Genomic DNA, 20156 nt, shown 5'->3' on the forward strand with positions numbered 1-20156 from the left:
GCGCGACGGTGACTGGCCAAGGGCACCGGGTGGGACCGCACTCACAGCGTCGGCACGATGTCCCACAGCACATGGGCGAACACCGCGGGCCAAAGCTGGCGTCCGGCGACGTAGGCCATGCTCAGCGTGATGCCGATCGTGCCGACCCACACCACGCCGAGCGGCCCCTGGTACAGGTGGTACAGCAGGCGCACCAGCAGCGGCAGCCCCAGCGCGACCGACAGGCCGAAGCCACGCAGACCGCGCACCAGCACGCCCAGCAGGAACACTTCCTCGAAGCTGCCGTTGACGAGCGCCAACGCAATCGTCGAGGCGAGCGACATCCGGCTGTACGAGAACGCCACGACCTCGTGCCGTCCCGGGGTGTGCACGGCATTCATCGCGATGACGCCGAACAGCCAGCACAGGCCGAACAGTGCCACGCCCAGCAGGGTTCCGCGCAGGGTCGGGTGCGGGTACAGCGAGGCGATGTCGAAGCCCCGGGCCCGCAGGTACAGCAGGGCGCTCGCCCCCAGCACCAGTTCGAGGCCGATCAGCCAGCCGTTACCGGCGTCCGTCATCTCCGGGTCGGGGAAGCCGGCGATCACGGCCTGCACCGACCAGAGCACGAACAGGCCGAAGCAGATCGTCGCCACGATCGCCGCCTCGCCCACCGTCAGGGTGGACTTGCCCGTCTTCAGAGGGGTCACGGCCCGGCCGCGCCTCAGGAACGTCAGCGCTGAAGCTCGAGCGTGCGCACCGCCGAGGCCTTGCCGGCGAGCGATGCGAGCCGGCCTTCGGCGTCGAATTTCAGGTCGACCGGCAGGTCTTCCACCGGCGTCCAGTAGCGCCAGATGGCTGCGGTCAGGTCCGGCGTGTCGGCCGCCGACGGGTAGCCCAGCGATACCGCCACCTGCGCGCGTGTCATGCCGACGAACACCCGCGCGGCGCCAATCGCAGAACGGACTTCGCCAGGCCAAGAGGCGATCTGCGCGGCCGGGTTCTCGACCACCACCACGCGCTTGAGCCAGCGCATCGTGTCCTCGCTGGTCTTGGCGGTGTCGTCGCGCAGCCCGAATTCGGCACCGGCGAGCCGGGCGTAGGCGTAGAACTGGCGCTTGAGGGTCTCGATGGTGATGGGCGTGCCGGCCGGCACGAGGTCGCCGCCCTGGATGTTGTTGCTGGAGATCCAGCCCTGCGTGGACCGCAGGTTGCAGCAGGTGTAGCCGGCGATCGGCTCCGGCAGCGGCGTGGCACAGCTCGCGAGCCCGGCCACGGCCGGCACGACGGCGCTCAGCGCCCAACGTCGAATTGGATGCACTTCGGTCCTCCCTGGTCTCTTGGCCTCCGCGTTGGAGCGGGGCGGACCGATTCTAGCGACGGGGCCTGCCGCCAGATGCTAACGAGTGACCGGAGCGGCCTTGGCGCAGAGCTCGATCGCCTGCTTCAGCGTGCGCGGCTTGGGCGCAGGCGCGCCGCGGGCCGGCGGCTCGACGTAGTGGAAGGTGGCGGAATAGGGCTCCAGGCTGCGCACCGGCGGCCTGGACCGCGCGATCTGCTCGGCGACGTAGGGCCCCTTGTCGACGAAGGGCTGCGCGCCGACCACGCACAGCTGGTAGGGCGGCTGGTTGAACTTCGGTTCGCCCAGCGTGGCCACGGCCCAGTTCGTGAAGGCCTGCAGGCCCTTGGCCGAATCTTCGAACACCGGCGAGGGCTCTTTCGTCACGCCGGGGATGCTGGCCTGGAACGAGCCGAGGGACAGCAGGAGCACGAGCTGGATGGGGGCCATCGAAGGACTCCGGCGCTGCGGATGCGCGCGCGATCGCTGCCACTGTAGCGCCGGCCCGCCAGCGCGGGCGTTCAGCCCGGCAATACCAGCGTCACCGTCAAGCCGCCGCCGGCGCGGTTGGCCAGCAGCAGGCGGCCGCCGTGCGCTTCGGCGATCTCGCGCGCCAGCGCCAGCCCGAGGCCGGTGCCGCTGCGCTTGGTGGAATAGAACGGCAGCAGCGCCTGCGCCAGCACCGTGTCGCTCATGCCGGGGCCGCGGTCGGCAACCTGCAGCCGCAGCTCGCCCGGGCCGGCCGTGATGGCCAGGCTGACATCGTCGGGCGCGCTGCCGGATTCGTGTGCGTTGCGGATCAGGTTGATCAGCGCCTGCTCGATCTGGCCGGCATCGAACTGCCCGGGCTGCGACGGTGTGCTGCCCTCGAGCCGGAAACGGCAGTGCACGGCCAGGCTGTCGAGGAAGCCGGCCCAGTCCACCGCCGCCAGGCGCGGCTGCGGCAGCTTGGCGAAGGTGGCGTAGCTCGCCAGGAACGCGTGCAGGTGGGCGGCGCGTTCGCCGATGCTGTCGAACACGCGCGGCAGCTTGTCGGCCTGGCCGCGGCGCGCCAGCTCGGCGCCGGAATGCGCCAGCGAGGAGATCGGCGCCAGCGAGTTGTTCAGCTCGTGGCTGATGACGCGGATCACGCGCTTCCAGCTGGCCACTTCCTCGCGCGCCAGCTCGCGCGTCATGTGGCGCAGCAGGATCAGCCGGTGCGGCGTGCCCTGCAGCCGCAGCTCGCGCTGCGACAGGTGGTAGTGCGCTTCGCTGCCGTGGTCGTCGATCGAGAACAGCTGGTCCTGGCCGTTGGCCAGCGCGGCGGCGAAGCCGGCCGGCGCGTCGGCCAGCACCGCGGGCAGCGGCATGCCGGCCAGGCTGCGGCCCTGCGCCAGCAGCTGGCGCGCGGCGATGTTGGCGTAGACCACCCGGCCATCGGCCGCGCACAGCAGCAGCGCCAGCGGCGTGTGCTGCACCACGGTGTCCAGCAGCAGCTCGCGCTGGGCCAGCTGCTGTCGCTGCTCACGCAGCGCGGCGCCGAGTTCGTTGTGCAGCTGCAGCAGCTGGCCGAATTCGCCGCGGGCCTCGCGGCCCTGCGGCGCGCGGATCGAGACGCTGAAGTCGCCGTCGCGGTAGCTCAGCACCGCGCCCTGCAGCGCGCGCAGCAGCTTGCGCAGCGGCGCGGTGAGCGCCAGCGCCAGCGCATGGCAGATCGGCAGCAGCAGCGCGAAGGTCAGCCCGAGGGCCCCCGCGCTGCCCGGCGCCGGCGCGGCCAGCGTGCTGCCGAAGACGCGGTTGACGCCCTGCAACAGCTGCGGCAGCGGCCACAGCACCAGGCCGGCGTGCAGCAGCGCGGCCAGCGCGGCGGCCAGCAGCAGCAGCAGGGTCAGGCGGGCGGGCAGGCTGGGCACCGGCCGATTGTGGCGATCAACGCGGCAGCTTCAACGCGGCGGGCCCGGCGGCGCGTCGGTGGCCAGGCCGTAGCGTTCCATGCGGCGGTACAGCGCCTGGCGCGACAGGCCCAGCGCCTGCGCCGCGCGGCTGACGACGCCGCGCGCCTCGGCCAGCGCGGCCAGCACCGCTTCGCGGCTGGGTTCGTCGAGGTTGCGCGCGGCGGCCGGCGACGGCAGCGCCGCCGCGCCCAGGCCCAGGTGCTGCGGCTGCACCAGCCCGTCGGCGGCCAGCAGCGCGGCGCGGGCCATCACGTTCTTCAGCTCGCGCACGTTGCCGGGCCAGGGGTGGGCCAGCAGCAGCTCGCGCGCGGCCTCGCTCAGGCGGGGCGCGGCGCCGGCCTGCGCCTGCTGGGCGATGAAGTGCTCGGCCAGCGGCAGCACGTCGTCGCGCCGCTCGGCCAGCGCCGGCAGGCGCAGCTCGAACACGTTGAGCCGGTAGTACAGGTCTTCGCGGAAGCTGCCGGCGGCCACCATCGCCTTCAGGTCGGCATTGGTGGCGCTGATAACCCTAACGTTCGATGTGCGCGTGCGGCTGGAGCCCACGCGCTCGTAGCGGCCGGTCTCCAGCACGCGCAGCAGCTTCACCTGGCCGGCCAGCGGCAGGTTGCCGATCTCGTCGAGGAACAGCGTGCCGCCGTCGGCGGCCTCGAAGCGGCCTTCGCGCGGGCGCATCGCGCCGGTGTAGGCGCCGGCATCGACGCCGAACAGCTCGGCCTCCACCAGCTCGGCCGGCAGCGCGCCGCAGTTCAGCGCGACGAAGGGCTTGTGGCGGCGCGCCGAGTTGGCATGCACGATGGCCGCGATGCGTTCCTTGCCGCTGCCGTTGGGCCCGGTGACGAGCACCGGCAGGTCGGTGCGCGCCACCTGCGCGGCCAGCTCCAGCAGCGCCAGCATCGCGTCGGACCGGTAGACCAGCCCCTGCAGGTCCAGCCGCTGCTGCAGCGCGCCCTGGCGTGCGCGGCGCTCCTGCCGCGCCTGCTGCAGCGCGCGGTTGGATTCGGCCAGCTCCAGCAGGTTCTGCACCGTGGCCAGCAGCTTGGCGTCGTCCCAGGGCTTGGCCAGGTAGTCGGCGGCGCCGGCCTTCACCAGTTCCACCGCGGCTTCGAGCCGGGTCCAGGCGGTGAGCAGGATCACCGGCAGGTCGGGGTTGCGTTCGCGGATGGCGCGGAACAGCGCCACGCCTTCTTCGCCCGAGGTGGTGTCGGCGCTGAAGTTCATGTCCTGGATCACCAGGCCGACCTCGTGCCGCGCCAGCAGCGCCAGGCCCTCGGCCGGCGTGGCGGCGTACAGCGCCGGGATGTCACGCAGCGACAGCAGCAGCGTCAGCGCTTCGCCGACGCCGGGCTTGTCGTCGATGATCAGCACGTTCAGCATGGCGCGGCGAGCATAGCAAGCGGACTCAGCTGCGCAGCGCTGCAACGGGCGGCAAGGCCGCCGCGCGCCGCGCCGGCGCCCACACGGCCAGCTGGCCCAGCGCCCACAGCACCAGCGCGCCGATCGGCAGGTAGGCCAGCGGCAGGCGCGGCATCTCGTACTGCTTCATCAGCAGCAGGCTCAAGGCCAGCGCGCCGACCATGCCCAGCACGATGCCGGCGCTGGCCAGCAGGAAGTTTTCTGCCTGGAAGTAGCGCAGGATCTGCCCGCGCGTGGCGCCCAGGGCGCGGCGCGTGCCGATCATGCGGGTGCGCTGCTGCACCCAGAAGCTGGCCAGGCCGACGATGCCGAAGGCGGTGACCACCAGCAGCGCGATGCACACGCCACCGAGCAGCCAGGCCATCGCGCGGTCCTGCGCGTAGTAGGCAGCGCGCATTTCCAGCACCGTCTGCGCGCGGTTGATGATGCGGCTGGCATCGTTGCGCTCCAGCGCCGCGCTGGCCGCCTTGAGCACCGCGTCGCGCTGCTGCGGCGTGGTGCGCAGCACGTAGCTGCCGCCGCGGTAGGTGGGCCGCAGCGGGAACAGCATGGCATTGCCTTCGTCGAACGCGGCCTTGCCGGGGGCGGGGTGCGGCAGCTGCTCGACCACGCCGATCACCTGGGAGGGTGATTCGCCATAGACGTAGATGGCCTGGCCGACCGCGCTGCGGCCGGGGAACAGCTTCTCGGCCAGCGCGCGGTTGATGATGGCCTGGCCGACCACCGGGTTGTCCTGCTCGCCCACGCGCAGGCCGCTGAGGTATTCCTCGGGCTTGAAGTCGCGCCCGGCCACCAGCTTCAGGCCCAGCGTGGCCAGCGTGTCTTCGCCCCCCGCGTAGTGCGCGGCCACCAGGCGCCTGGCCTGCGGGCCCCGCTCGGTGGCGGCGCCGCTGTTGTTGCTGCTGCCGCCATAGACGATCTGGTTCACCAGCGCCACGTTCTTCACGCCCGGCAGGCTGCGCAGCGCCTGCAGGTCGCGCGCGGTCAGCTCCTCGGGGTCGCCGCCGGTGCCGGTGGGGCGCGCGTTCACCACCACCAGCTCGGCTTCGGGCAGGCCGCTGTCGTGGTTCAGCACGTCCAGCCGGGTGCTGATCAGGTGCAGCGCATTGCAGACGATGGTGCTGGTGAGCGCGATCTCCAGCACGATCAGGCAGGCCGCGGTCTTGTGGCGGCGCAGCGTGGACAGGATGGGCAACAGGTCCATGGGGAGTCCTTTCAGGGCATCACTGCAGGGCATCACTGGGCTTTGAGCTGGCGCGCGGGCGTGACCCCGGCGGCGCGCCAGGCCGGCAGCAGCCCGGCCAGCAGGCTGGCGCCGAACGCCAGCGCGAGGGTCAGCGCCAGCATCGGGCCATCGAGCTGCGCCAGCGGCGCGTAGTCGGCCGGGCTCTGGCGCACCAGCCACAGGCCGGCGCCGGCCAGCAGCAGGCCCACCGCAGCGCCGGCCAGGCCCAGGGTGCCGGCCTCGACGAGGAACTGCGCGAAGATCGCGCCGCGCGTGGCGCCCAGCGCGCGGCGCACGCCGATCTCGCCCGAGCGGCGCAGGCACTTGGCCAGCAGCAGGCCCACCGTGTTGGTCAGGCACACCAGCAGGAAGCCGAACGCCAGCCACACCTGCAGCCGCACGTCACCCGGCAGCACCTGGTGGAACACCAGGTGATCGGTGACGTTGCGCAGCCGCACATTGGCCGGGCGCTCGAAGCGGCCGGCGCGGCGTTGTTCCTCGGAGTACTGCACCAGGTAGTCGCGGAAGGCCGGCGCATCGGCGGGCGATGCGAGCTCCACCCAGTACTGCGCCCAGGCGCAGGGCGAGCTCAGGTCGCGCGGGCCGCGGGCACCGTAGTCGCCCCAGCAGTTGGTGTTGCCCGAGGTGCCGAACTTCAGCTGCAGCGCGGTGGCGATCGGCAGGTACAGGTCCTCGGCGTCGAGGTAGGCGCCGCGCGTCAGGTCGAAGTAGTGCGGCACCGGGCGCCAGCTGTCGAGCACGCCGATCACGCGCATCGATTCGCGCCGCACCACCAGCTCGCGGCCGACGCTGTTCTCGCCGCCGAAGAGCCGGTCGTTCAGCGACTTCGACAGCACCACCACGCGCGCCTGCGCCGCGTCGGCCTGCGCGTCCCAGCCGCTGCCGTAGCGGAACGGCGCCTCGAACATCGCGAAGAAGTCGGCGCTGGTGTAGCGCGCCGAGGCGAAGAAGGGCTTGATCGCCGGGTCGGCGGGCTGCACCGGGATGTCGGCGCCGCTCATCATCACCTGGCGCTGGGCCCGCTTCGCGCGCAGCAGGGCCTCGGCATCGAAGCGCGTGAGCTGGAAGGTCGGCTCGTCGCCCGCCTTGTAGCCGATCATGTTGGCGGCATCGATCTGCACATCGAACAGCCGCGCGCTCTTGCCCGGGATCGGGTCGCCGGCCAGCGCGTGGTAGACCGTCAGCGTGGTCATGCACGCGCCGATGCCCAGGCCCATGGCCAGCACCATCAGCGCGGTCAGCACGGGCGCGTTGCGGAAGCTGCGCAGCGCGAGCTGCAGGTAGTAGGCGATCATGGGGGTGGCTCCTTCTATCGTCTGATATGAGCGTCTTGGTGCGAGGTCAACCTGCCTGGGCGGGCCGACGATCCTCGAGCAGCCGGTTCACCGCGCCGAGTTCGCCTTCGCCGAGGCTGCCCACCGCCTGCTGCAGCAGCAGCCGCGCCAGCACGTAGCCGTGGCGCGCCTGGTCGAAGGCGTTCTGCGCCGCGGTCTGGGTCTGGATGGCCAGCAGCAGGTCGGTCATCGTGCGCGTGCCCAGCGCCTGGCCGGCGCGGGTGGAGGCCAGCGCCAGGTTGGCCGCGTCGACCGCGGCGCGGGTGCTCTGCATCGTCGCGACGCCGGCCAGCACCGCTTCGTACTGGGCCTGGGTCTCGCGCACCAGCGCGCGGCGGTCCGATTCGAGCGCGGCGCGCTGCGCATCGCGCTGGTAGGCGGCCTGGCGCTGCTGCGATTCGACCGCGCCGCCGGCGAACAGCGGCAGCGTGACGCGCAGCGACAGCGTGCTGTCGGCGCGGCCGCGGCTGCCGTCGGCGATGGCGGGGCCGCCGCGGCGCTCGCTGTCCAGCCCCAGGCTGAGGGTGGGCAGGTGCCCGGCCCCGGCCGCGGCGATGCGCTGCTGGCTGGCCTGCAGCCCCAGCGCCTGGGCCTGCAGCAGCGGGTGCGCCTGCAGCGCCTGCGCCACCCAGGCGCTCGCGCTGGCGGGCTCGGGCGGCAGCGCGGGCAGATCGGCGGCCAGTGGTTTCAGCGCGCCGGGCGCATGGCCGGTGATCTGCGCCAGCGCCTCGCGGGCATCGGCCAGCGCCTGCTGCGCCTGCACCGTGCCGCTGCGCGACAGCGCGTGGTAGGCGCGGGCCTGTTCGACATCCACCTGCGCCGCCAGCCCGGCGGCGAAGCGGCTGCCGGCCTGCTGCACCTGCTGTGCCAGCGCCTGCTCGTTGGCCTGCGCCGCGGCCAGCGCGGCCTCGGCCGACAGCACGCCGAAGTAGGCCCGCGCGACGCGGCCGCACAGGTCCTGCTCGGCCGCGCGCAGCCGCGCGTCCTGCGCCGACAGCAGCGTGCGCTCGGCGTCCAGCGTGCGCAGCCGGCCCAGGTCCAGCAGCACCTGGCTCAGGCTGCTGTCCAGCTGCTGGCTGCGGCTGCCGCCGTCTTGCGTGCGTTGCGCGCTGGCGCTCAATTGCCACTGCGGCAGCAGCGGCGCGCGCGCCTGCGTGGCCACTTCCTGCTGGATGCCGCGCGCGGCCTGCGCGCTGGCCAGCAGCGGATCGGCCGCGCGCGCCTGGGCCAGGACCTCGAGCAGGTCTTCGGCGTGGCTCCACGAGGGGAGCCACAGGGTGGCAACGAGCAGGCTGAAGCGGATCAATGTAGAAGGCATGTCTGTCAGCCGGCTGAGACGGGAGGTGGGCCGCTGCGGTCCCTGCTGGCTGGTACCGAGCAGGCCAAGGCCGCCGGGTGTCCGGTTCCGCTCATGTCCCCCGGTCCAGGCTGCGCCTGGACCTCCTCCTTTACTTCGCTCCACCGGACACCCGACGCCCTTGGCTCGCGCAGCGCTCTGGCAGGCGCATGCCAACAGTGGTTCGGATCAGGACGGTGGGGCGCTTCACGGAGCGAAGTAAAGGAGGAGGGGTGGGCGCAGCCCGCCCCGGGGGACATGAGCGGAGTGGAGCGCCCCGGCGGCCTGATCGCGCTCCGACTGCAGCATGCGAACGACCGCATCGAGCCGATGGCGGGCACAAGCCGCACAGGCCGGTGGACGAGCCGATGCGGTCTCATCACAACGGGCTCCCCGCCAGGCTCACGATGCCACCCTCGCAGGGCGCAGCAGCGCCGGGTCGAGGTGCAGCTCGGCGGCGATGTCGACCACCTGGCCGTCGATGACGTGCACGTTGCGCTGCGCGCGGGCGGCGAGCTGCGGGTCGTGGGTGACCATCACGATGGTCGTGCCTTCGCGGTGCAGGCCTTCGAGCAGGTCCATCACGCTGCGCGCCATCTGGCTGTCGAGGTTGCCGGTGGGCTCGTCGGCCAGCAGCAGGCGCGGGCTGCCGGCCAGCGCGCGGGCGATGGCCACGCGCTGCTGCTGGCCGCCGGAGAGCTCGTTCGGGTAGTGCTTCGCGCGGGCGGCCAGGCCCACGCGGGCCAGCGCGTCGGCGGCGCGCCGCTTGCGCTCGGCCGTGGCCAGGCCGCGGTAGCGCAGCGGCACCTCGATGTTGTCGATCACGTTCAGGTCCGGGATCAGGTTGAAGGCCTGGAAGATGAAGCCGACCTTCTGGTTGCGGATGCGCGAACGCTGGTCGTCGCCCATCGCGCTGACGTCCACGCCATCCAGCTCGTAGCGGCCCGAGGTGAAGGCCTCCAGCAGCCCGGCGATGGTCAGGAAGGTGGTCTTGCCCGAGCCCGACGGGCCGGTGACGGCGACGAATTCGCCTTCGCGCACTTCGAGGTCGAAGTTGCGCAGCGCATAGGTCTCGACCATCTCGGTGCGGTACACCTTGCACAACGATTGCATCTTCAGCATGACGCGTCCTTGGAAAGTTAGGGTCCGACCATGACGCGCTCGGCGCCACGGAAGTTCTCGGTGCCGGAGATCACGACGCGCTCGCCCGGCTTCAGGCCTTCGAGCACCTCGACCTTGGCCAGGCTCTGCGCGCCCAGGCGGATCGCGCGGCGGCGCGCCTCGCCGTCCTGCAGCACGTAGGCCACGCGGCCGCCGCCGTCGTCGACGAAACTGCCGCGCGCCACGGTGAGCACCTGCTCGCGGTGGTCCAGCAGCACGCGCACCGACAGGCGCTGGTTCTGGCGCAGCTGCGGCGGCGTGGGGCCGTCGAAGCGCAGCCGGGCCGACACCTCGCCGTTGACGACCTCGGGCGACACCGAGCTCAGCTTGCCGGCCCAGCGCTGCCCGTTGCCGCTGATCTCGCCGGCCATGCCCGGCTGCAGCTCGCGCGCGAAGCTCTCGGCCACCTGCATCTGCACTTCCAGCTGCGACAGGTCGACCACCGTGGCCAGCTTGGCGTCCTTGGCCACGGTCATGCGGTCGTTGACGAACAGCTGGCCGACCTGGCCCTGCACCGGCGAGCGCACCGCCAGTTCCTCGGCCTGGCGCTCGATGTCGGCCACCTGCAGGCGCTGGCGCTCCACCGCCTGGCGCTTGGCACGCAGCTCGAAGCGGGTGGCATCGTCCTTCAGGCTCAGCAGCGCCTTTGCCTGGTCCAGCGCCACCTGGGCGCGCGCCACCGCGTCGCGCGCCTGGTCGACCTGCATGCCGGCGGTGGCGCCGGCCTCGAAGGCCTGGGTCTGGCGCTGCAGGTCGTTCTGCGCGGTCTTGTAGCTGATGGTCGCGATCTCGAGCTGGCTCTGCGCCTGCGCGCGCTGCTGCCGTGCATCGGCCTCGGCGCGCAGCGCCTCGCTTTCCAGCGCGTCGGCATTCGAGCGCTCCTGCGCCAGCCGCGCCTTCAGCTCGGGGCTGTCGATGCGCGCCAGCACCTGGCCGCGCTGCACCGCGTCGCCCGCCTGCACCAGCAGGCTCACGCTGCCGGCATTGCCGGCATAGAGCGTCGGGCTGACGGCGGCCACCACCTTGCCTTCGCCGGTGATGTCGCGCGTCAGCGGTCCGACTTCGACCGTGGCCACGGCCAGGCGGCCGAGGCTGATCGATTGGCCGACGGCCAGCGCCGACCACATCCTCGGCGCGCCCCAGGCCAGCAGCGCGAAGAGGAGGGCCAGCGCCAGCCAACGCCAGCCGGTGCGGCGCCACGGCGGCGTGGGGGCCAGCACGGTGTCCTGGGCAGAGGTGTCGCGGATCATGGGCTGGCTTGTGCAAGCCGCGGGCCAGCCTTCGTCTGGAAAGAAAGTCCTTGTGCATCAAGCACTTGGCGCGATCGGGCAGTGCGCCACGAGTGTCCGCGGACAGTTCTTCGGACAGCCGGACAACTTGTCCGGACGGTCAGGATCGCAGGCGGCGTGGCGTGGGAAAGCCCCGAGCCGCAAGCGGCGGGCCCGCTGCGAGACTCCCGGCGATGACGACGCAGCAGCTGATCCTGAGCCTGGTGCTCGCGACCCTGGTGTTCTCGGTCGCGCTGGAGCTCAAGGTCGACGACTTCACCCGCGTCGCGAAGCTGCCGCGCGCGGTGGTGTGCGGACTGATCCCGCAGTTCGTGCTGCTGCCGGTGGGCACCTGGCTGGCGACCCTGGTACTCGACCTGCCGGCCAACACCGAGGCCGCGATGATCCTGGTGGCGGCCTGCCCGGGCGGCTCGCTCAGCAACGTGGTGACGCACCGCGGGCGCGGCAACACCGCGCTGTCGGTCAGCATCTCGGCGGTGGCGGCGGTGATGGCGCTGTTCCTCACGCCGTTCAACTTCGCGTGGATGATGGCCACCAACCCGGCCACCGCGGCCTGGATGCGCGCGCTGCAGCTCGACGCCTCGGACATCTGGTGGAGCCTGCTGGCGCTGCTGGCGCTGCCGATGGCCGCCGGCCTGCTGCTGGGCCACCACGCGCCGCGCTTCACCGCGCGCATCCGCGTGCCGCTGGGCAACTTCAGCCTGCTGGCGCTGCTGGCCTTCATCGTCGGCGGGCTGGTCAGCCAGCGCGCGCTGCTGAACGCGCAGATCCTGCCGCAGCTGCTGATCGTGGTGCTGCACAACGCCGGCGGGCTGCTGCTGGGCTGGCTGTGCGCCACCGCGTTCCGCGTGACCGAGCGCGACCGGCGCGCCATCGTCATCGAAGGCGGCATGCAGAACTCGGGGCTGGCGCTGGGCATCATCGCGGTGCAGTTCCATGCCGACCTCGGCATGGTGATCATCGCCAGCCTGTGGGGCATCTGGCACATCGTGTCGGGCCTGACGCTGGCGCAGTGGTGGAGGTGGAAGGATGTTCGACTGGCTGCTTGAAGGCGCCACCGTCGTCGATGGCACGGGCGCCGCGCCGTACACGGCGGACGTGGCGGTGCGCGACGGCCGCATTGCCGAGGTGTCGCGCGACGCGCGCATCACCGCACCGGCGCGCCAGCGCATCGCCGCGCACGGCGCCTGGCTGACGCCGGGCTTCGTCGACATCCACACCCACTACGACGGCCAGGCCACCTGGGACGAGACCTTCTCGCCCAGCATCTGGCATGGCACGACGACCGTGGTGATGGGCAACTGCGGCGTCGGTTTCGCGCCGGTCGTGAAAGGTCGCGAGGCCGAGCTGATCAAGCTGATGGAAGGCGTGGAGGACATTCCCGGCAGCGCGCTGGCCGAGGGCATCCGCTGGGGCTGGCAGAGCTTTCCCGAGTACATGGACGCGCTCGATGCGATGCCGCACAGCCTGGACTTCCTGCTGCAGGTGCCGCACGACCCGCTGCGCATGGCGGTGATGGGCGAACGCGCGTTCAGCCAACGCGTGGCCGGCGCGGAGGACATCGCCGCGATGCGCACGCTGCTGCGCGAGGCGCTGCAGGCCGGTGCCGCCGGCTTCAGCACCGGCCGCAGCGACAACCACCGCACCGCCGAAGGCAAGGAGACGCCGGCGGCCGAGGCCGACGCGGCCGAGCTGTGCGGCATTGCCGGTGCGTTCGCGGGCCTGGACCACGGCGTGGTGCAGCTGGTCAGCGACTTCGACGTGCTGCGCGGGCCGGACCGCTTCGACGCCGAATGGGCGCTGGTCGAGCAGCTGGCGCGGGCTGCGGGCCGGCCGCTGTCGATGACCTGGCTGCAGCGCGACCCCGGCGGCGCGCAGTGGCTGGCGATGCGCGAGCGCGTCGACGCCGCGGTGGCTGCCGGCCTGCCGCTGTACCTGCAGGCGGCCGCGCGCGGCATCGGCGTGATCCTCGGGCTCGATGCCAGCTTCCACCCCTTCGCCGGCTTCCCGTCGTTCAAGGAGATCGCGCACCTGCCGCTGCCCGAGCGCGCCGCGGCGATGCGCGACCCCGCACGCCGCGCGCGCGTGCTGGCCGAGCCCTCCGAGCGCATGGCCGGCGACGGCACGCCGATCCCGCCGCTGGTGGACATCCTGCTCGCCCGCATCGAGCTGATCGCCGGGCGCATGTTCCCGCTGGGCGACGCGCAGAACCCGGCGCCGGACTACGAGCCCACCGTGATGCAGAGTTTCCTGGTGCGCGCCAGGCAGCGCGGCTGCAGCGCGCTGGCCGCGCTGTACGACCACCTGGCCGAGGGCGACGGCCGGCAGCTGATCTACTTCCCTATCTTCAACTACAACGAGGGCTCGCTCGACGTGGTGGGCCAGATGCTGCGCCACCCGCGCGCGCTGGCGGGCCTGAGCGACGCCGGCGCCCACGTGGGCACCATCTGCGACGCCAGCTTCCCGAGCTTCCTGCTGACGCACTGGGTGCAGCGGCGCGAGAAGGACCGGCTGCCGCTGGAGCGTGCGGTGGAAATGCTGGCCGCGCGCAATGCGCGTTATCTCGGCCTGGCCGACCGCGGCACCATCGCGCCGGGCCAGCGCGCCGACCTGAACCTGATCGACCCGCAGCGCTTGGGCGTTGGCACGCCGCAGCTGGTGCGCGACCTGCCGGCCGGCGGCCGCCGCTTCCTGCAGCGCGGCGAAGGCTACCTGGGCACCTGGGTGGCGGGTCGCTGCGTGCGCAACGAGCAGGGCCTGACGGACGAGCGGCCGGGCCGCCTGGTGCGGCTGGGGCGCGGCGGCTGAAAGCCCCGCGCCGCGCGGCGCCGGCTCGGAACCGCCTCAGAACCGCTTGTTGCCCCGCGCCAGGTAGAACCACTCCTGGCCGGCGCCGGCCGCCGGGTTCGGGAACACGATGGCGCTGTCTTCGTCGGCATGCACCGGCGTGCCGTCGGCGCGGGTGCCGATCAGCGTGCCGGCGGGCACGGCATCGAAGCTTTGCCAATGACGCGCAAAGTGGTCGTCCGCATCGATCTTGTCGACCACCTTGTACAGGCTCAGGGCCTGCGGCGCGGCCACCGGCGCGGGATCGGGCGCGTCGATGATCTTCAGGTGCGCCAGCGTGTTCAGGATCGCGGTGTAGGCCACCTCGGGTGCGGCCGGGTCTTCGTGCTGGCCGCATTCGAGCGTGAAGCCCCAGCCGCCGACGCGGCGCATGTACTCGGTGGTGCCGACGCCGAAGTCGGGGTCGGTCTCCAGCCCGTGCTGGCCGGTGAGTTCGGCGCGCTGGCGCCGCCGCGCCACGCCGCCGGCATAGGTGGACAGCCAGCCGTCGACGATGCGCCTCACGCCCAGGCGCAGCACCAGCGCGGCTTCGCGCTCGGCATGGCGGAAGGGCTCCAGCGGGCCGTCGTTGTTCTCGGGCCCGACCATCGCGAAGGGTTCGCCGCCGGTGTGGAACGAGTGCAGGTCCAGCAGCACCTCGTGGCGCGCGAGCAGCGGGCACAGCCAGTTGGCCACATGGTCTTCGTATTCGCGGATCTCGGTCGTGGGGCTGAGCTTGCGGTTGAGGTTGCGGTCGCCCTGGCGGCGCTTCAGTTCGTAGGCCTTGGGGTTGCACACCGGCACGAAGCTGACTTCGCCGCGGGCCAGCACGAGCTGGCCGTTGTCGATCTCGGCCAGCACGCGCTCGATGGCCCGGGTGCCGCAGGTCTCGTTGCCATGCACCGCGCCGGTGACGATCAGCTTCGGGCCTGGGTTCGGCGTGGCGTAGTGGATGGCTTGGAGCGGACGCATCCGGCAACTTTACGCCCGGGCTTGCGCCACCATCAACGGGTGGTTTTCATCACCAGCGGGCCCAGCCAGCGCCAGTAGCTCACCGGGGCCAGGCGTTCGAGCCAGGCGATGACCACCGCGTCGCCGCCGACCAGCACGCGGGCCTTGTCGCGCTCCATGCCGCGCACGATGATCTCGCCGGCGCGTGCCGGCGGCATGCGCAGCTTCTTCTCGGCCTCGGCGATGCGCTGCTCGATCTCGGCCGCCGGCACCGCGGCCGGCTTGCGTGCGCTGCGCGCGATCTGCGTCGCGACGCCGCCCGGGTGCACGACCGTGACGCCGACCGTCGAGCCCGCCAGCTCGTGGCGCAACGCATTCGAGAAGCCCCGCACCGCGAACTTGCTGGCCGAGTAGGCGGTCTGCCCCGGCGGCGAGATCAGGCCGTAGACGCTGGAGAGGTTGACGATGCGGGCCTGGTCGGCGCGTTGCAGCAGCGGCAGGCAGGCGCGCGTCAGGCGCACCACGGCATGGAAGTTGATCTCGAACAGCCAGTCGAAATCGGCCTCGGTGACCTGCTCGAAGGTCCCGCCCACCGCCACGCCGGCATTGTTGACCAGCAGCTGCAGGCCGGGATGGTGGCCGAGCACTTCATCGGGTAGCGCCGCCACTGCCGCGCGGTCGGCCACGTCGAGGGCGTGCCGGCTGAGGCGCAGGCCGCGCGCGCTTGCCGTGGGCTGCAGCTGCGCCACGGTGTCGGCCAGGCCGGCGGCGTTGACGTCGGCCAATGCCAGGTGGCAGCCGCGCTGCGCCAGCGAGTGGGCGATGGCGCGGCCGATGCCGCTGCCGGCACCGGTGACCAGGGCGGTGCGGTCGTGCAGCTTCATGCGCGGGCCGCTCCTGCTTCGCCGGCCTTGCGGAACTGCAGCACGCCATCGGCGATGCGGCCGAAGCGGATGGTCAGCATGTCGAGGAAGTAGTTCTGGTAGAGCCGCCAAGGCGGCCGCGAGCCCTGCTTGGGCAGCTGCGCCAGGGCGCGCTGCACGTAGCCGGAGCTGAAGCTGAGGAAGGGCTCGGCCTGCACCGCCGGGTCGCGCCGCGGCACCGCCACCGCGGCGCCATGGCGGTCCATGTGGTTCAGCAGCCGGCACACGTACTCGGCCGTCAGGTCGGCCTTCAGCGTCCACGAGGCATTGGTGTAGCCGAAGGTCTGCACCAGGTTCGGCACGTCGCCGAGCATCATGCCCTTGTAGGTCATCACCTCGGCGGGCACGACCGGACGGCCGTCCACCGTGAGCGTGGCCTCGCCCAGCGGCACCAGCTTCAGCCCGGTGGCGGTGACGATGACGTCCGCCGGCAGTTCGCGGCCCGACGCCAGGCGGATGCCGCCGGGCGTGAAGCGGTCGATGGTGTCGGTGACGATCTCGGCCCGCCCTTCGCGCAGCGCGCGGAACAGGTCCCCGTCGGGCACCAGGCACATGCGCTGGTCCCAGGGCTTGTAGCGCGGCGTGAAGTGCGTCTGCACGTCGTAGCCGGGCTTCAGCTGCAGGCGGGCGAACTCGATCAGCCGCTGCTTGAACTGCTCGGGGTAGCGCCGCGCCACCTGGAAGTAGAAGGCGCCGCGCAGCACGTTCTTCCAGCGCGTGATCCCGTAGGCCAGCTTGGCCGGCAGCCAGCGTTGCAGGCGTGCGGCCAGCGCGTCCTCGGCCGGGCGGGTGACGATGTAGGTGGGCGAGCGCTGCAGCATCGTGACCTGCGCGGCCGTGGCCGCCATCGTCGGCACCAAGGTCACCGCGGTGGCGCCGCTGCCGATCACGACCACGCGCCTGCCGGCGTAGTCGAGGTCTTCGGGCCAGAACTGCGGGTGCACCACGGGGCCCTTGAAATCCGCCTCGCCTTCGAAGCGGGGGCGGTAGCCCTCGCGGTAGCTGTAGTAGCCGCTGCACAGGTACAGGAAGCGCGTGCGCAGCGTGAGCGGCTGGCCCTGGTGCTCGAGCCGCACGGTCCAGCAGGCCTCGGCGCTGGACCAGTCGGCGCCGACGAGCTTGTGGCCGAAGCGGATGTGCGGCGTGATGCCGGCTTCGTCGGCCGTCTCGCGGATGTAGCGCAGGATCGACGGGCCGTCGGCAATCGCCTTCGCGTCCTGCCAGGGCTTGAAGGCGTAGCCCATCGTGTGCATGTCCGAATCGGAGCGGATGCCGGGGTAGCGGAACAGGTCCCAGGTGCCGCCGATCGCCTGCCGTGCCTCGACGATGGCGTAGCGCTTGCCCGGGCAGCGACGCTGCAGCTGCCAGGCCGCGCCGATGCCGGACAGGCCGGCGCCGACGATCAGCACGTCCAGCGGGGCTTCGGGGGGCGATGCAACAACAGCGGGAGCGTCGTTCATGGCGGGCGGCCGGACAACAAGGTGCGGCCGACTATAGGCCGCCGCCGCGGGACGCAAGTCCGCAAGCCATGTGCAGCCGGTTTCGCCACCATCGCAGGCCTGTCCCACCCCCGCGCGAGCGACACGATGAGAATCGAGCACCAACCCCAGGCCCTGCATGTGATCGGCATCGAACTGCGCACCTCGAACGAAGAGGCCTTTCGCACCATTCCCGCGTTCTGGCAGCGCTTCAGCCAGCAGGGCGGGCCGGCGCAGGTGGCCGGCCGCCTGAGCGACGAGGTCTACGCGGTCTACACGCACTTCGCGCATGCCGGCGTCGACAACCAGGGCGTGTACTCGCTGGTCATCGGCGCCGCGGTGGCACCCGACACGGCGCTGCCGGCCGGGCTGGCGCGTGCGGTGGTGCCGGCCTCGCGGCGCGCGGTGTTCGAGGTCGAGCGCGGACGCTTCGACCGGGTCGGCGAAGCCTGGCAGCGCATCTGGCAGCGTGGCGACCTGGCCAAGACCTTCATCGCCGAGTACGAGCGCTACGGGCCGGACGGCCGCATCGAGATCAGCATCGGCCTGGCGCCTGAAGCGCGGCCGGTGACGCCGGCAGCATGAACCGCGCGCACGGCTGGGTGGACTACCACCAGCGCATGGCGCGGGTCACCGCCTACCTGCACGACCACCTGGCCGAGGACCTGAACCTGGCGCGCTTGGCGGAGGTGGCGCACCTGTCGGCCTTCCACTGGCACCGCGTGTACCACGCGCTGCAGGGCGAGACGATCGCGGCCACCTTGCGCCGGCTGCGGCTGCACCGCGGCTCGGGCTACCTGGCCACCACCCCGCTGCCGGTGGCGCAGATCGCCCGGCGCTGCGGCTACCCGAGCCCGCAGTCCTTCGCGCGCGCGTTTCGCCAGGCCTACGGCATGACGCCGCTGGACTACCGCGCGCGCGGCAGCCATGTGGCGTTCCAGGCCGGTGCAGCCGCCGTCGCCGCGGCCGGCTACGAGGTGACGGTGCGCGAGGTGCCGGCCATTGCCATGGCCGGCGTGAACCACCGCGGTTCGTACATGCTGATCGGCAAGGCCTTCGAAGCCGCGCAGGGCGCGCTGGCCGCGCAAGGCCTGCTGCGGCCCGATGCGCGCTGGCTGGCGGTGTACCTGGACGATCCGTTCGCGGTGCCGGAAGCGCAGCTGGCCTCGCGCGCCGGCCTGTCGCTGGCGCCGGGCCATGCCGCGCCGGCCCCGCCGCTGCAGTGCTTCACGCTCGGCGGCCAGCGCTGCGCGGTGCTGCGCCACCGCGGCCCCTATGCCACGATGCGAGCGGCCTACCAGTGGCTGTACGGCCACTGGCTGGTGGCGTCCGGCTGCGAGGCCGCGGACCTGCCGGTGTTCGAGGAATACCTCAACCACCCGCGCCACACGGCGCCGGCGGACCTGCTGACCGACATCTTCCTGCCGCTGGCTGCGGCGCCGGCATCTTGAGTCAGGCCGTCGTGATCGGGTTCACGCGGTGGTGCGGCACGCGCACCAGCTCGCGCCGGTAGCGCTCGCTGGCGCGGATCGGGTAGTCGGCGGCATACCAGCCGTCGGCGGAGACGATCTCCAGGCTCAGCACAGGCTGGCCGTGCTGCAGGTTCTCGCAGACGTAGGCGAACATCGCCTCCGGCCGCTGCTCGGCCAGCAGCTCGTCGAACAATGTGCGGCGGCGCCGCGGGTGCGCCAGCAGCGCCGGCTCGACGATGCCGCGCGAAGCCAGCGACACCCACTCGATGGCCAGCAGCGCGCCAGGGATGCAGGTGTCGACCTCGATCGCGTAGACCTGGCCTTCATCGGTGATGCCGCGGCGGATGCTCTGGCGCAAGGCCTTGAACAATTCACGGAAAGCGGCGTTGAGATCGGCCGACTCCATGAAGCGGTGCTGCCGCGTACCGCGATGGTCGTCCAGGAAGCTGATGGTGACGGGAAGTGGCGAGGACATGCCCTGTTGTTTCGGCGATCGGCGCCGGAGCTTGAGGGCGCCGATCGCCGGCCGGTCAACGCAAGCCGCCATCCCCGGGTGCGGCCTCAGCTGCGGCGGCGACGGCTCCAGCCCGCGCCCATCAGGGCGATGCCGACCAGGGCCAGGCTCGCGGGCTCCGGCACGGCGTTGCCGAACACCTGCACGTTGACGTCGGACGCCTTGTCCCAGCCATCGCCCAGCGAGGTCCATTCGCCGACGCTGCCGGTGTCGACCACGCCGCCGAGGACATTGGCGTATAGCATCTTGTCGTCTGCCCCCTGCTGCGGCGAGCCGCTGCGCGCCGCGTTCGAGGCGTGCACGAACGGGATCGAGGTGCCCTGGCCCGATCCGGCCGAGCCGCTGCCGTCCAGGAAGAACTCGAAGGTCTGGCCCGCGTTCAGCACGATGTTGACCGCGAAGTCGACCTGGTGCATCGCGATCATCGAGCCCGAACTGCCCTGGTAGATGCTGTTGAACGGGTCGCCGTAGGTCGTGTCGGAAATGACGCCGATGGCGTCGCCCGCCAGGCCGCCGCGCAGCACGGCCGAATCGGTGGTGCCCACGGTCCACAGGCGGATCGAGGTGATCACCCAGTCCTGCGCGCTGGTGTTCGTGAAGGTATCGCCGACCATCCAGTAGTCGTTGGACGTGTAGGCCGAGAAGGCCCAGGCCACGTTCGACCGGTCGGCGCCGGCGGCGTTGTTCAAGTTGTCGATCGGTAGGCCCCGGTCGACCAGCAGTGCGCCATGGGCCGCGCCCAGCGTGACGCACAGCCCCAGCGCTGCCGCGAACGATCGGATATGTCGTGGGATACCGTGCATGTGTCTTCCTCCGTGGGGTGGGTTGGCGTCGCGCGGCCGAGGGCCGTGCACGCGACCGGCAGGCAAAGCAATGTCCGGGCCGTCTGTCAAAAAGCCGTCAAATCGTCCACGGAATCAAGCACTTGGCTCACGCTGCCCCGACGCGGCGGGGCTGCGGC

19 protein-coding genes are annotated in these 20156 nt (G+C 71.9%); 4 read left to right on the forward strand and 15 right to left on the reverse strand.

From position 1 onward, the window contains the following. Positions 1-41: 41 nt before the first annotated feature. The 10 genes from ACILR4_RS18730 to ACILR4_RS18775 form a co-directional block, all read right to left on the reverse strand. A complete protein-coding gene (locus tag ACILR4_RS18730; RefSeq protein ID WP_395702386.1) occupies positions 42-689 on the reverse strand; it encodes a CPBP family intramembrane glutamic endopeptidase in 648 nt (215 codons plus the stop codon). Between the two features lie 23 nt (positions 690-712). Beyond that, entirely contained in the window at positions 713-1300 is a 588-nt protein-coding gene (locus ACILR4_RS18735) for a hypothetical protein (RefSeq protein ID WP_395702387.1), read from the reverse strand. Positions 1301-1378: 78 nt separating this feature from the next. Next, positions 1379-1768: a hypothetical protein gene (locus tag ACILR4_RS18740; protein WP_395702388.1), complete on the reverse strand. Its 390-nt coding sequence runs from the start codon at positions 1766-1768 to the stop codon at positions 1379-1381. A gap of 71 nt (positions 1769-1839) precedes the next feature. Next, the gene (locus ACILR4_RS18745; protein ID WP_395702389.1) at positions 1840-3210 is read right to left on the reverse strand and encodes a sensor histidine kinase; all 1371 of its coding nucleotides are present in this window, start codon (positions 3208-3210) and stop codon (positions 1840-1842) included. 30 nt (positions 3211-3240) lie between these two features. Then, positions 3241-4626, reverse strand: coding sequence for a sigma-54-dependent transcriptional regulator (locus tag ACILR4_RS18750; RefSeq protein ID WP_395702390.1), 1386 nt, complete (start codon positions 4624-4626; stop codon positions 3241-3243). 25 nt (positions 4627-4651) lie between these two features. Continuing rightward, on the reverse strand, positions 4652-5869 hold the full coding sequence (locus tag ACILR4_RS18755; protein WP_395702391.1) for an ABC transporter permease: 1218 nt from the start codon (positions 5867-5869) through the stop codon (positions 4652-4654). 32 nt (positions 5870-5901) lie between these two features. Continuing rightward, positions 5902-7206, reverse strand: coding sequence for an ABC transporter permease (locus tag ACILR4_RS18760; protein WP_395702392.1), 1305 nt, complete (start codon positions 7204-7206; stop codon positions 5902-5904). Between the two features lie 46 nt (positions 7207-7252). Beyond that, positions 7253-8563 carry a TolC family outer membrane protein gene (locus ACILR4_RS18765; protein ID WP_395702393.1) on the reverse strand — a complete coding sequence of 437 codons (1311 nt, stop codon included), beginning with the start codon at positions 8561-8563 and terminating at the stop codon, positions 7253-7255. Between the two features lie 420 nt (positions 8564-8983). Further along, on the reverse strand, positions 8984-9703 hold the full coding sequence (locus ACILR4_RS18770) for an ABC transporter ATP-binding protein (RefSeq protein WP_395702394.1): 720 nt from the start codon (positions 9701-9703) through the stop codon (positions 8984-8986). A gap of 17 nt (positions 9704-9720) precedes the next feature. Next, positions 9721-10992, reverse strand: a complete 1272-nt coding sequence (locus tag ACILR4_RS18775; protein ID WP_395702395.1) for an efflux RND transporter periplasmic adaptor subunit — start codon at positions 10990-10992, stop codon at positions 9721-9723. Between the two features lie 212 nt (positions 10993-11204). On the opposite strand from ACILR4_RS18775, the gene ACILR4_RS18780 reads away from it, so the two are divergent. Continuing rightward, positions 11205-12080, forward strand: coding sequence for a bile acid:sodium symporter family protein (locus ACILR4_RS18780; protein ID WP_395702396.1), 876 nt, complete (start codon positions 11205-11207; stop codon positions 12078-12080). Next, entirely contained in the window at positions 12061-13839 is a 1779-nt protein-coding gene (locus ACILR4_RS18785; protein WP_395702397.1) for an amidohydrolase family protein, read from the forward strand. Before ACILR4_RS18780 ends, ACILR4_RS18785 begins: the two co-directional genes overlap by 20 nt. Before the next feature lie 36 nt (positions 13840-13875). On the opposite strand, the gene ACILR4_RS18790 is transcribed toward ACILR4_RS18785, so the two are convergent. The 3 genes from ACILR4_RS18790 to ACILR4_RS18800 are packed head-to-tail and all read right to left on the reverse strand — an operon-like array spanning position 13876 to position 17191. Beyond that, the gene (locus ACILR4_RS18790; protein ID WP_395702398.1) at positions 13876-14829 is read right to left on the reverse strand and encodes a succinylglutamate desuccinylase/aspartoacylase family protein; all 954 of its coding nucleotides are present in this window, start codon (positions 14827-14829) and stop codon (positions 13876-13878) included. A 32-nt stretch (positions 14830-14861) separates the two neighbouring features. Then, positions 14862-15692 (reverse strand): SDR family NAD(P)-dependent oxidoreductase, encoded by an 831-nt coding sequence (locus ACILR4_RS18795; RefSeq protein ID WP_395702399.1) that lies wholly within the window; start codon positions 15690-15692, stop codon positions 14862-14864. Then, positions 15689-17191, reverse strand: coding sequence for a flavin-containing monooxygenase (locus ACILR4_RS18800; protein ID WP_395702400.1), 1503 nt, complete (start codon positions 17189-17191; stop codon positions 15689-15691). The genes ACILR4_RS18795 and ACILR4_RS18800 overlap by 4 nt, the downstream gene beginning before the upstream one ends. Positions 17192-17317: 126 nt before the next feature. On the opposite strand from ACILR4_RS18800, the gene ACILR4_RS18805 reads away from it, so the two are divergent. Then, positions 17318-17794, forward strand: a complete 477-nt coding sequence (locus ACILR4_RS18805; RefSeq protein ID WP_395702401.1) for a GyrI-like domain-containing protein — start codon at positions 17318-17320, stop codon at positions 17792-17794. Beyond that, positions 17791-18660: a GyrI-like domain-containing protein gene (locus ACILR4_RS18810; protein ID WP_395702402.1), complete on the forward strand. Its 870-nt coding sequence runs from the start codon at positions 17791-17793 to the stop codon at positions 18658-18660. Before ACILR4_RS18805 ends, ACILR4_RS18810 begins: the two co-directional genes overlap by 4 nt. Position 18661: 1 nt before the next feature. On the opposite strand, the gene ACILR4_RS18815 is transcribed toward ACILR4_RS18810, so the two are convergent. Continuing rightward, a complete protein-coding gene (locus ACILR4_RS18815; protein WP_395702403.1) occupies positions 18662-19156 on the reverse strand; it encodes a hypothetical protein in 495 nt (164 codons plus the stop codon). A gap of 86 nt (positions 19157-19242) precedes the next feature. Continuing rightward, on the reverse strand, positions 19243-19998 hold the full coding sequence (locus ACILR4_RS18820; RefSeq protein ID WP_395702404.1) for a PEP-CTERM sorting domain-containing protein: 756 nt from the start codon (positions 19996-19998) through the stop codon (positions 19243-19245). Positions 19999-20156 lie beyond the last annotated feature (158 nt).

Origin of the sequence: Aquabacterium sp. (genome assembly GCF_044226965.1) — a bacterium.
Classification (GTDB): domain Bacteria; phylum Pseudomonadota; class Gammaproteobacteria; order Burkholderiales; family Burkholderiaceae_C; genus Pseudaquabacterium.